The sequence below is a fragment of the Pirellulales bacterium genome (genome assembly GCA_019636345.1).
Lineage (GTDB): Bacteria > Planctomycetota > Planctomycetia > Pirellulales > Lacipirellulaceae.
The window spans coordinates 647079-659836 of sequence record JAHBXQ010000003.1 but is presented as its reverse complement, the minus strand read 5'-3'; the positions used below and the strand labels follow the sequence as shown (position 1 = coordinate 659836).

The window sequence follows — 12758 nt, the reverse complement described above, 5'->3', positions numbered from 1 at the left end:
CGAGATGTTGGATTGTTGAGCTGACTTGTCGCGAACCGTTTGACCTCTGCTCCCTCACCTCATAAACAAAAACTCGCGCGAGTTGAGCACAGCCCAGAAGGCGTCCTTGAGTTCGGCGACCGGGCGCTGCTCCTCGCCGCAGAGGGCGACGAGCGCGGCGGACTCCTCGGCGGTCGGCGTCCGACCGAGCGCGCGAAGGTAGATCGACTCGACGACCTGGGCCGGGGTCTGGCCGGCGTCGAGCCAGGTTTCGACGAGCTTGCCCTGGTTGATTTTCGCATGGACCGCGGCGCCGTTAAGCAGGTGAAGGGCCTGCGACAAGGTCGGCTCGGCCTGGGCCTCGCACGCGCAGACGGTCGTGCGGCGCGACCTGCCGAAGGTCTTCAGGAAGTACCCCCCCGCCTGCCCGTCGGGGACCTCCAAGGCTCGAGCCCCGGGGGGGAGCCCGGGGAGATTCTCCGGGGCCCCGGTCGCCTGACACAAGCAGTCGAGCAGCGCCTCGGCCGGGATCCGTCGGACCGCGGCGTGAGCGAAATTCCGTCCGTCGTGCGCGTTGGCCGCAGTGCTCGTCGAGCTCCGCTGGTAGGCGTTGCTGGCCGCGACGTCGCGCAGCAGCTTGCGAACGTCGAACTGGTGCTCGACCAGCCGGGCGGCCAGCGCGTCGAGCAATGCGGCGTTGCTCGGCGGGTTGCTGACTCGCACGTCGTCGACCTCCTGCACGATGCCGATCCCCATGAGATGGGCCCACGCGCGATCGGCCAGATTCGCGGCAAAGTAGGGATTGTCCGGCGAGGCGATCCACGCGGCGACGACCGCGCGACGGTCTTGCCCCTTCACGTCGGGACGCTCGCCCCCCAGGAACTTCGGCGGCAGCGGCTGCCCCGTTAACGGATGAGGAGCCTCGCCGCCGCCGCGGTCGAACACCTCGATCTCGCGGTAATCCTCGGTTCGCTTCCGGGCGACCTGCGCGAAGAACGCCGCAAAGCCGTAGTAGTCGTTCATCGTCCAACGATCGAACGGATGGTTGTGGCACTGGGCGCACTGGACGCGGATCCCCAGGAACGACTGGGCGACGTTCTCGGCCGTCTTCTTCGGGTCGGGTTCGATCTGAAAGAAATTGACCTGCGGCGTGGTGAACGAACTGCCGCTCGCGGACAGCAGTTCGCGGACGATGACGTCGGCCGGCGTCCCCGCGGCGACGTGATTTCTGATCCACTGCCAGTACAAGAACATGGGCTTGTACTCGACTCGGTTCGGTTCGCTGCGCACGAGCAGCATCTCGGCCCACTTGAGCGCCCACACGTCGACGAAGTCCTTCGAGGCCAACAGTTCGTCGATCTTGGCGAGTCGTCTCGCGGCGCGATTCTCGGCCGCCGCATCGGCGAGAAACGCGGCCCGCTCTTCGACTGTCGGCAGTCGGCCGGCCAGATCGATCGTCACGCGGCGGAGAAACTCCTCGTCGGTGCAAAGCCCGCTGGGAGAAAGCCGCAGCCGGGCGAGCTTCGCCTCGACCAACTCGTCGATGAAGTTGGCCGGCGGCTCGGTCGGCGCCTGATACGCGGCCGCGGGATCGAGCGCCAGCGCCTGGCTCCCCACGGTGTGGACGTCGAACCGAGCAGTCACGAACGCCTCGCCGGGGGACTGGGCCGTGACCAGTCCGGCGGAGTCGATGGCCGCCGCGGCGTCGTTGTTCGACAAGAACACGGCCAAGTCGGTCACGTCGCGCTCTTCGCCGTTGGCGTAGCGCGCCACGGCGACGAACTGCTGCGTCGCCCCGGGCTCCGCCAAGACGCACTGCGGGGGATAGACGGCCAGCGACTCGACCTGCGGGGCGTCGGCCCCGTCGTCCGGCGCCCCCGCGGCGATCCACGCCAGGAGCGCGTCGTAGTGCGGGTCCCCGGGCTCCAGCCGTTTGCCGCCGGTGTGGGGAACGCCGCCGGTCGCCTTGGTCAACAGCAGACTTTCCTCGGGAACGGCCAGATCGAGCCGCCGCGTCGCCAGTTGCCGCGTCAGGCGGAAGTGATCGCCCGCCGGGTCGTAGCCGAACAGCGACAGCATGAACCCGTCCTTGCCGAGGGCCGCCCCGTGGCATCCGCCGGCGTTGCACCCGGCGCGCATGAAGACCGGCATCACGTCACGGCGGAAGGCGACGCCGTCGCGCGGGTCGAGCGATGCGACCACGACGTCGGCCTCGGCGCCAAGCTCGCCCAGGCTGGCGCGCAAACGCGCCTGGCCGGCGGCGCGGGGACGGACGACCCCCTGCTCCACCGCAAACAACTCGGGCCCCGCGCCGGCGCGATCCCAGACGACCTCGGCTGTCACGTCGACCGTGACGCCGTCGTCGCGAGTCGCCACCGCGACAACCCGCTGCGAGTCGTCGCCGGTTTCGAGCCGGACCTGCGGCGGGTAGAGGGCCAGCTCGACGTACTCGGCCGCAAGCGCGTCGAGCGGCACGCCGCCCAGCAGGCCCAGAACCAGCCCTGCCGCCGCGCGTCGAGCAACGAAAAGCGCGATTCGCCGACGGCTGCAAGTATTCCCCAACGCATGGATCGCTGAATTCACCGCCAAGGACTCCCCCCCTCGTTGCGCTCGTTGCGCCCGTCGTGCCGTCGTGGTTCTCTTGCCGCTCGTCGCATCGAAACCCGTGATCGCCCTCATGACGCGTCTCCCGGAGGAGCGCCCGGATCAACCCGCAGTTCCCCCGTGCCGAGGGTGTGGACGACCGGCTCGCCGTGTTCGACGATCGTCACGCGACACGCCAGTTGCTGATGCCGACCGACGCGCGCGTCCGCGGCCACTGTGAGCGGAAAGACGATCCGCTCGGCTTGACTGTCGATCTCCACGTTCGGCGCCGTCACCCCGGGGGGAAGCCCCAAGAGTTCCGCCTGAGCGGTCCCGGCGAACGGGGTCCGTTGCTCGACCTGCACGACGTACTCGGCGTCCGCTCCCTGCATCGTCGCCACGGGGGCGAACGCGAGTCCCACGTACCCCGGGGCGATCCGCAGCTTGGCCAGTTGCGTCGAGACCGAGACCAGCCCGTCGACGTCGGCCTCGCCGACGATCGCCACGTCGAACTCGCCGAGCCGAGCGTTCCCCGCCGCGGTGATCGGGACCGTGCCTTCGGTCTGCTCGGCAGGGATCGTCAACGAGTTGTTCGCCGCCATGCCCGGCGGGTTGTAGAGCGACCGCAGCCGGATCGGCGCCGTGAACCCTGCGGCCCGTTCGGCGACGACGCGCAGCTCCTTCGACCCGTTCTGCACGAGCGGAGCCTGCGGTTCGACGAGCCGCAGCTTGAACGGCGCCGGCTCGACGACCGCGATCGGCGGTCGCTCGGCCCAGTGGTTCCACATGGGAAAGTTGTTCCGCCCGCGGACCAGCCAAGTTTGCTGTTTGAAGAAGCTCGCCGTCTGTTTGCCCTCCTCGGCGTGCGTAGCGACGAGGCTCCACAACTGCGCCCCCAGCGGCGCATCTTCGGCCGCCTCGAACACCAGGGGAACGAGGTTGGCGTCGGCGGCAAGCGGCATCGCGGGAGACGAGATCCCCGCGGGGAGCTCGCCGGGCGCAATCGTCAGCAGTCCTCCGACGTCGCGACGGCTTGCCGCGACCATGATCGCCGCGCGATTGCCCCGCGGCACGACGACCCGCTGCGATTCGTAGCGTTGTTGCTCCTCGATCCGCAGATCGACCGCGGGGCTCGGCGCGGAAAGCTCGACCCGGTAGACGAACGTCGGCCCGCCGCGGTTGAGGCGGTCCTCGACGCGAACGAAGTAATCGCCGTCCTCGGGCGGAGCAAACCGCAGGGAACTGTCCGGCTCGCCGCGGTCGTCGTCGTTGGCGGCCAGTTGTCTGCCCGCGGCGTCGAACACCCGCACGATGCCGTCGACGGGCGAGCCGAGTCGTCGGGCGTGCATCCGGACGTCGACAGGCCGCCCTTTCTGCAGCGGCACGCGATACCAATCGAGATCGCCTGCCGCGGCGATCGCCCCCTCGAGCGCCGCCGCGGGGGGCGCCTCGGTCGCATGCTCGCGGTCGCCGTTCGGTTCGACCTCCAGCACGTTCGGCAAGTCGACGACCCGCAGCTGAAACTGCGTGGGGCTCGTGCCGCGGTCGTCGCCGGCGAACACGGGAAAGGCCTCCGTCTCGGCGGCCGGCAGTTCGATCTCGGCGTTCAATTCGCCTGCCGCGTCGCCGAGAAACCGGACCGCGAGCTTCTCCCCCGGCCGCCCGCCAAGCGGCGTCACGGCCGCCGGGCGCGGGAAGCGACCCACGTGAAGCCGGTAGCTCGACCGGCCGTCCCCTTGCAGCGCCGCGTCGCGGACCAAGACGAGGTAGCGGCCCGCCTGCGGTGCGAGCAGCGAGCAGAACGCGTCGCGATACGCTGGCCCCGCGTCGTCGCTGGCCGCGATCTCATGTCCAGCGGGGTCAAGAACGGCGATCGCCGGGTCGAACATCGTGCGTCCCAGCCGTAGCCCTTCGACCTCGATCGACAATCGCTCCCCCTCGGCCAACTCGACCGCAAAGCGGTCGACGTCGGCCCCCTGCACAAGTCCGCTGACGACCGTGTCGAGAGGAATCGCCTGCGCCGCTTCAGGAGCATCGTTCGGTTCGACCTCGCTCAACTCGGCCAAGGCGCCGACGTGAAATTGAACCAGATTCGACAACCCCGTGGCCGTGTGAACCCGCAGCGGGTGAATGCCCGGCGGGCAATCCGCGGCGACGATCAACTCGACCCGGACGCGGTTGTCGTCGACCACTTCCAGCTTGGTCGCCTCGATCCCCGCGCGCGACCAGAGCAGCCCCTGCGGCGCCTTGCCGAGTCGCGGGCCGAACAACTCGACCGCGACAGTCGTCCCCCGCTGCGCCCCCTGCGGTTCCAGCCGATCCAACCGTGGCTCGCCGGCGCCGGCGATCGAGGAACCGACAAGAAGAAGGCTCGCGCAAAGTCGCCCAGGCGCAAAAGCAGCCCGCAAGCTGCCCCCGAGTCTCTGACAAAGCGCTGCAAGCTTCGAGCGCCGCGCGTGCGAGGACCTTCGAAGCGGACGGGTCGACTTGGCGGAACAGACGTGTCGGTTGCTCGATCTCGGAAGCGCCGTAGTCATGCTGCCGTTTCCCCCTGTGCGACTGAGCGTCATGACGCGAACAAAAACATCGCCGTTGATGCCGAAAGTCACGCCACGATCTCGCTGCGCACGCGGCCGTTGTTGACGATTTCGATGGGGCGGTTGCCGGGGGCGATCAGTTCCTTCTCGGGGGGAATGCCCAACTGGTGGTACACGGTCGCGGCGAGGTCTTCGGGGGTCACCGGGCAGTCGGTCGGTTCGCTGGCGGTCGGACCCGAGGAGCCGACGATCGCACCGCGGCGTACGCCGCCGCCGGCCAGGGCGACGCTGAACACCTTGGCCCAGTGGTCGCGCCCCGCATCCTGGTTGAGTTTGGGAGTCCGGCCGAATTCGGTCGTCACCATCACCAGGGTCGTGTCCAGCAGGCCCCGCTCGTCGAGGTCGCTCACCAAGGCGGCGAACGCCTGATCGAACGCCGGCATGAGTCGCCGCATGTTGCCGGTGACGTTCACATGGTGGTCCCAGCCGCCGTAGCTGAGCGTGACGAACCGGGCCCCCGCCTCGACGAGTCGCCGTGCCAACAACATCCGCTGCCCCGGCTGGTGCCGGCCGTAGCGGTCGCGCATCGCGGCGTCCTCGGCCTCGATGCGGAACGCCTCGCGAGCGCTCGCCGAGCCGATCAGGTCGAACGCTCGCTCGTAGAACGAATTCATCGCGACGACGCCGTCCGCCTGCGTGGCGTCGACGAACGACTTGTTGACCGCCTCGAGCGCCGCGCGCCGGCGCGCGAACCGCGCCTCGTCGACGCCGCCGGGAAGGTTGAGATCGCGAACCTGAAAACCGTTCCGCGCCGGATCGTCCCCCAGCGCGAACGGAGCATAGGCCGCGCTCAAATACCCGGGGCCGGCGTAAGGGCTCGGCATCTCGGGGACGCAAATGTACGCCGGCAAATTCTTGCGCGGGCCGAATTCGTGGCTCACGACGCTCCCCAGGCTCGGGTACTCTAGCGCCGGGCTGGGACGATACCCCGTGAGCATGTTCATCTCGCCCCGTTCGTGCGCCGCCTCGCTATGCGTGAGCGATCGAATCACGGTGATCTTGTCGGCCACTCCCGCGGTGCGCGGCATCAGCTCGCTGAACTGCTCGCCGGGAATCTTCGTGGGAATCGCCTTCAGCTCGCCCCGGTATTCAATCGGCGCCAGGGGCTTCGGATCGAACGAGTCCTGCGCGCTGAGCCCGCCGGGGAGAAAAATGTGAATGACGCTCTCGGCCTTGACCGGAGGAGTCACGTACGCGTTCTCCGCCGCCGAAGCCGTGCTGCGCAGCGCGAACCAGTCGGCGAGCGAGAGACCCAAGCCCCCCACGGCGCCGACGGTCAAAAATCCACGGCGACTCAGCGGTACGTGTCGAACGGCCATACGCCAAGGTCTCCACAGTGCGGATCGGGGAGTTCGCCGAGCGGACCGAGCAAGGACGGCTCAGCGAGGGAATCGGGGGGCGGCTCGCGAGCGGCGGCCCGGCAAGAGACTGCGGCAAAGAACGCAGGAGGTCGATGCGACCGGCGGGTGTGAGGGAGAACTCGACAAGCGGCGGCAGCGACGCCTGTCGACCGAGCCCGCGATGCACGTCGCAAGCCCGAACTGACGGGACTCAGTCTATCGCAGCGGCGGGGTCGGGTCAAAATTCCCAGACCGGGAGAATCGCAAAATCTGCCGACAAATAGAGCAGCGCGGCAAACCGGCGAAACCAGGCAACCGCCCCCCGGCGCAGAAGCATGATCGGTTTGCGCAAAACGTGCCGATCCGTTCGCAACCAACAAGCTCGCTCGACGGGCGCAAGCTCGCGCCGCTCAGCAAGTTCGCGCGGCGAATTCTCACGCGCCCAGTGCGGCGATCACGGCAACGGTCCCGCGGGCCCGTAGCCCCACTCGGCGAGTTTGCCGCCGATGAACTCGAGCGTTCGCGCGTGTTGCTCCTCGCCGCGACCTTCGACGGTCGTCGGCTCGCCGAAGGCGATCCGCACCTTGCGCGTCGGATCGATGCGAGAGAGTTCGGGGATCCAACGCCCCAGCCCCCAGGCGTCGGTCGCCACCGCGCACGGCACGAGCGGCGTCGCGGCGCGAGCGGCAAGCTTGACGCCGATCGAGTTGAACTCCTCGGCGCGGAAACCGGGCGTGCGACTCCCCTGCGGGAAGACGACCAGCGCGAACCCGCGCTTCAGCCGATCGACTCCCTCGGCGAGCATCGTCTTGAGATCCTCGCGCGGATTCGTCTGCGTCACCGCGATGGCGTGTCTCGAGCACATGATGTGCTTGAACACCGGCATCGTCGTCAGCGACTGCTTGACGACGAAGGTCGTATTGCGCAACGGCTGCAGCACCGCGGGGAGGACCATCGTTTCAAGCGTGCTCATGTGATTGGCCGCCAGCACGTAGGCCGAGTCGATGCCGTGGAGATGCTCGACGCCGGTGATCTCGAACTCAACCCCGGAGCGCTCCAGGGCTCGTATCACCTGGCGACTGCTGTTGGCCCACGCGGCCCCGTCGAGCCGGCCGCGCTTCGCCAACCGCGCGGCGAGCCACACGATGACCGGGTACTGCACAAAGAACGACCACGTGGGAAACAGCCGCCCGAGCAGGCAGCTCCGCCCCGCGGGAGTGCGATAGATTCCGTTCTCGAAGTGCAAGTCTTCCATGAGGTCTCGACGCGGGCGTTCGGTGCGGCCGGAAAGCGAACCATGATAGGCGAACGGACGAAGCCGAGGAACATCGCGCCACGGCGCGAGTTCCTGTTGCTCGTTCGCACGACTTTGCAGAGCGGCGATCCCGAGATCTCTCTCCCCCGGCGAGGGCGTTCCCTGCGGGAAGCGAGCCGATACAATGACGCGAGCCGCCTGCTGTTCGACGTGTCTTCGTGAGTCGCTTCGCCCATGCCGCACTTCACCGACGCCCTGGCCGCCGCCGTGATCGCTCGCCGGACGCCGGTGTGCGTCGGGCTCGATCCGCGTTGGGACCAACTCCCCGCGCCGCTGGCCGCCGCGCACGTCGACTCGACGGCTGGCCGCGCGGCCGCCTATCTCGAATTCTGCCGCGGGGTGATCGACGCCGTCGCCGAACTCGTGCCGGCGGTCAAACCGCAGTCGGCCTTTTTCGAGGAACTCGGCCCCCCGGGGGTCGCCGCGCTCGTCGAGACGATTTGCCACGCCCAGAAGCGCGGACTCTTGGTCATCCTCGACGCCAAGCGAAACGACATCGGCAGCACCGCCGAGGCCTACGCCCGCGGCATGCTGGGGCGCGACGCGGCGCCATGGCATGCCGACGCCCTGACGGTCAGCCCGTACTTGGGCGAGGACAGTCTCACTCCCTTCGTCGAGGTCGCCCAAGAGCGAGTTGCGGGGCTGTTCGTCCTGGTGAAAACCTCGAACCCCGGCGGCGGATTGCTGCAGGACCTCGTGGCGGACGGGCAGCCGGTCTATCGCCACGCGGCCGCGCTCGTCGAGCGACTCTCGGCCGCGACCGTCGGCGAGTGCGGTTACGGACTCGTCGGCGCCGTTGCGGGCGCGACCTACCCCGCTCAGCTTGGCGAGTTGCGGGCCGCGATGCCGCACACGTGGTTTCTGGTCCCCGGCTACGGCAGCCAGGGCGCCGGAGCGGCCGACGTCGCGGGGGCGTTCGACGACCGCGGACTTGGCGCCGTGGTGAACAACAGTCGCGGGTTGATCTTCGCCGCTCGCCGCTCGCCGTACGCCGAACGCTTCGGCGACGCGCGCTGGCAAGACGCGGTGGCCGAGGCGACGCGCGACATGATCGCCGAGATCGGCGCCGAGGGGGGAGCGCGGGCCCTGCGATGACGCGGACGACGAGGGAAACTCGCCGACCCGGATGCGCGACCCTCGTACGCCTGGCGCTGGTGATCGCGGGCCTTGCGTCGCGGGGCCCGGCGGCGCAGCCGCCGATCGCCGACTCGCCCTCGACGCCGACGCTTCGCCATCTCGCCGAGGCGCGCGAAGTCCGCATCGGCGCCATGATTCTCGACGACGACTGGCGCACTCCCGCGCAGCAGGCGCTCGTGTCTCGAGAGTTCAACGCTGCCACGATCGGAACCTTCTGGACCCGCACGCATCCGGAACGAAACCGTTGGGATTGGCGCCTCACCGACGAAGCGATCGAGTTCGCCCAGCAGCACGACATGGCGGTGCATCTCCATCCCGTCCTCTATCCGGCGGATGACAAGAATCCCGCCTGGGTGACGCAGTCGCCGCAGTCGGAAGCGCACGGCATTCTGAGCGCGCACGTCCGCGAGGCGCTCGGCCGGTACCGGGGTCGCTGCGCCGTGTGGGACGTGGTGAACGAGGCAGTCGCCCCGAACGGTCGGGGCTTGCGGGACTGCTGGTGGCGCCGGGCGCTGGGGCCAGACTATGTGACTGAGGTCTTCCGGCTGTGCCGCGAAGCCGATCCCGACGCCGTCTTCCTCTACAACGACTACGGCTGCGAGCAGACCGACGCCCTGCAGACCCGGCGCTGGCAGGTCGCGCTGCAGATCGTTCGTCGATTGCAGGCCGAGGGACTCGTCGACGGCATGGGCTGGCAACTCCACACGACCCCCGAGCAGGCGCTGGCGCCGAGCTTCGCGCTCGAGGCCCGGATGCGCGAGATCGCCTCTCTGGGGCTGGCCAACTACGTCACGGAGCTCGACGTGGCGATCCCCGACGGCTCGCCGGAGAGTCTGCAGCGGCAGGCCGAGGCGTATCGCCGAATCGCGGAGATCTGGCTCCGGCAGCGGGGAGAGGGCTGGCTGCAGACCTGGGGGGTGAGCGACCGGCACAGTTGGCTCGACCGCCCCGGCGCAGGGGGGAAGCGCCGCCCACTGTTGTTCGACGAATCCTGGCGCCCGAAACCGGCGTACGAAGCGCTCTGCGAGGCGCTGGCGGCGCCTCAGCCGGAGTTGCGTTCCCCGGCAAAGTAGCCGCCAGCAGAGGCTGCAGGCCGCCGGCGAGAGGGGCGGCGACGGCTGCAAGCCGTTGTCCCGATTCGGCTTACGAGCGGCGGCGGGGTTGTCACTGCGATTTTCGTGACTTTTTCGATACCAAATTGTCATGGCGCGCGCCTTACCTTAGAACCGAGGTCGTAGACACCGCTAAGTCCAGGCACGCCGGGAGGGGCGTCACGTGACAGAAAGCGACGATCCCCGGGACGGACGACTCTCTGCCGACGAGCGGCGGGATGCGTTCGCCCGGCTTTTCGCCCGGTACGACCGGTGGCTGTTTTCGTACCTCGTGACGCTGTTGGCTAACCCGGCGCACGCGGAGGAGGTGTTTCAGGAGGTCTGCGTCACCGTCTGGCGGCTGTCGGATCAGTTCCAATTAGGGACCGACTTTGTGAAGTGGGTCAGCGTCATCGCCCACAACCAGGTCCGCAAGTTTCGCCGCGAGGCGAAGCGGTCGGGCTTCCAGTTGAGCGACGAGGCGTGCTCCCAAATCGCCGAAGACGCGAGCCGCCGCGCCGACCTGTTCGACTTCCGCCGCGAGGCGCTGCAGAACTGCCTGAACAAGCTGGGCCCCGAAGACCGCCGACTCGTACAACGCTGCTACGCCGACGCCTCGCCGAGCTTTAAGGCGATCGCCGAGGAACTGGGACGACCCGTCAACACCGTTTACAAGGCCCTCAATCGCATCCGCCGGTCGTTGCACGAATGCATCGACCGCACGATCAGCGCTGAAGGATTGCTGTGAGCCCCCGCGACCCCGCCAACTCGCTGTCGAAGGAGCGCCTGCTGGAGCTTGCGGGCGACCTATGCAACGGCACGATCAGCGACGCCGACGGGCGGCAGCTCGACCTCGCGCTGCGGACCGACCCGCAGGCTCGCACGCTCTACACAAATTACATGTGGTTGCACGGCAGCCTGTACGGCGACGCGGGCGAATTGCTGAACGGTCGCCCGGCCGGCACGATCGTCGACGCGGCTCCGGGGGGGAGCGTTCCCGCGCCTCACACGCCGGCGACCGCCCCCGAGGACTCGCCCCGGGGGATTGTCGGCTCGCGACGCCGCCCCGGTGAAGGCGCTTCGCGCCGCTGGGGATTCTGGGCGATCGCCGCTTCGCTGGCCGGCGTGGCGACTCTCAGCAGTCTCGTCACGCATCAATGGCGCCAGCTCGCTTCGCGCACCGCGGCCCCCGCGGCCGCCTCCGTCGCCCAGCAACCCGCCGAGGCCGCGGTTGCGCGGATCACCGGCACGCACAACTGTCTCTGGTCGCGCTCCGCGGGCGCCATCGAGTACGGCGCCCGGCTGAGCGCGGGACAGCGGCTCGACTTGGTCGAGGGGCTGGCGGAGATCACGTTCAACGACGGGGCCACGCTGCTGTTGGAAGGACCGGCGTCGCTGACGATCGACTCCGGCGACCGGGCCCAACTGACCGCCGGACGGCTGGCGGCGGTCGTCCCCAAGCGCGCGCACGGCTTCCAGGTCCGCACCGCGGCGCTCGACGTCCTCGAGGCCGGGGCCGAATTCGGCATCATCGCCCAAGAGTCGGGCGCCGCCGAACTGCACGTATTCAACGGGCTGTTGCGGGCCGAAGTGCTGGACGGCCAGGGCCGGGCGTTTCAGAGCCTGGAACTCAACGACGCTCAAGCGGCGCGAATCAATCCGCTGCTGACCACCGTGACGCACGTCCCCGCGGACGACGCGCTGTTCGCTCGCAGCATTCTGCCCAGTTCCGGCCCGCACGACGGGCTGCTGGCCTACGAGGGATTTCGTTATCCCGAGGGTCCGCTCGAAGCCCAGAACGGCGGCTTCGGCTGGGCCGGCCCCTGGTTCAACATCGCCGCCGACGAAGCGGCCGGGCCCGACTCGAACCGCGTCCTGCTGGGGAGCCTGACGGTCGAGGGCCTCGCCCCGGTGGGGAACCACGCGGCTTTGACGGCGCAGAAGAATCGCATTCGCCGCAGTCTGGCGACCTCGGTCGGCGGCGTGTTCGACACGGCCGGACTAGTTGAGAATCAAGACGCCTTGCGGTTAGTTGGCCGCGACGGGAAACAGGTCTACATCAGCTTCCTCCAGCGGGTCGACCGGTTGGAGGACGGCTTTTACGGCGTTGAATTCCATCGCGGCGATGGGAATTTCAACCGCGTCCTCTGTGTCGGCAACGGAGCCGACGGCACGGGGTACGGCGCCACGTCGAACGTCAACATTTACGGCGTCGCGAATTTTCCCTCGCTGGGCCCCGAAAACTCGGAAGTCAATCTCATTGTGATTAAGATCACCTATGGGGTGGAGCACCGCGACCTCGTCGAAATCTATCGCAACCCCGAGTCGCTCAGCGACGAAAGCCGCTGCCGAGTCGACGCCGTGCTGCGCGGCAACTTTGCGTTCGACCGGATCAGCCTCGGCAACTACGACGGCAAGAAAATCCACGAAGTGGACGAGATACGAATCGGAACTCACTTCCTGGCGGTGACGCGCCGCTGGGGAGCGACCTTGGACCGACTGCAACGGCGGATCACTTTTCACCCTCCGCAGTCGCCCGCGTTCGCCAGACGATCGGGGCAGTTCGTGCTGGCAATGTTTGACGAGACCGACGTCGGGACCGACGTCGCCGGCGAGCGCAGCTGATTCCAGCGGCGCGGCGCACGACCCGAGCGTTCGACGATCGAACGCGACTCGCCCGATCGGCCGCAAGCCGACCGGCGCGAGCGACCTTTTT

8 protein-coding genes are annotated in these 12758 nt (G+C 68.5%); 4 read left to right on the top strand and 4 right to left on the bottom strand.

What is annotated here, in order from left to right; all coding sequences use genetic code 11:
- Positions 1-54: 54 nt before the first annotated feature.
- The 4 genes from KF688_10435 to KF688_10420 form a co-directional block, all read right to left on the bottom strand.
- Positions 55-2658 carry a DUF1553 domain-containing protein gene (locus tag KF688_10435; protein MBX3426086.1) on the bottom strand — a complete coding sequence of 868 codons (2604 nt, stop codon included), beginning with the start codon at positions 2656-2658 and terminating at the stop codon, positions 55-57.
- Positions 2655-4886: a PPC domain-containing protein gene (locus KF688_10430; GenBank protein MBX3426085.1), complete on the bottom strand. Its 2232-nt coding sequence runs from the start codon at positions 4884-4886 to the stop codon at positions 2655-2657. Before KF688_10430 ends, KF688_10435 begins: the two co-directional genes overlap by 4 nt.
- A 281-nt stretch (positions 4887-5167) precedes the next feature.
- On the bottom strand, positions 5168-6478 hold the full coding sequence (locus KF688_10425) for a DUF1501 domain-containing protein (protein MBX3426084.1): 1311 nt from the start codon (positions 6476-6478) through the stop codon (positions 5168-5170).
- 475 nt (positions 6479-6953) lie between these two features.
- On the bottom strand, positions 6954-7754 hold the full coding sequence (locus KF688_10420; protein MBX3426083.1) for a 1-acyl-sn-glycerol-3-phosphate acyltransferase: 801 nt from the start codon (positions 7752-7754) through the stop codon (positions 6954-6956).
- 234 nt (positions 7755-7988) lie between these two features.
- Between KF688_10420 and pyrF the strand changes: the two genes are divergently transcribed.
- The 4 genes from pyrF to KF688_10400 all read left to right on the top strand — a co-directional run bounded on the left by pyrF (position 7989) and on the right by KF688_10400 (position 12667).
- A complete protein-coding gene (gene pyrF, locus KF688_10415) occupies positions 7989-8909 on the top strand; it encodes an orotidine-5'-phosphate decarboxylase (GenBank protein ID MBX3426082.1) in 921 nt (306 codons plus the stop codon).
- Between the two features lie 59 nt (positions 8910-8968).
- Positions 8969-10024 (top strand): endo-1,4-beta-xylanase, encoded by a 1056-nt coding sequence (locus tag KF688_10410; GenBank protein MBX3426081.1) that lies wholly within the window; start codon positions 8969-8971, stop codon positions 10022-10024.
- A 202-nt stretch (positions 10025-10226) separates the two neighbouring features.
- Positions 10227-10790 carry a sigma-70 family RNA polymerase sigma factor gene (locus KF688_10405; GenBank protein ID MBX3426080.1) on the top strand — a complete coding sequence of 188 codons (564 nt, stop codon included), beginning with the start codon at positions 10227-10229 and terminating at the stop codon, positions 10788-10790.
- Entirely contained in the window at positions 10787-12667 is a 1881-nt protein-coding gene (locus KF688_10400) for a FecR domain-containing protein (GenBank protein MBX3426079.1), read from the top strand. The genes KF688_10405 and KF688_10400 overlap by 4 nt, the downstream gene beginning before the upstream one ends.
- Positions 12668-12758: the final 91 nt, after the last annotated feature.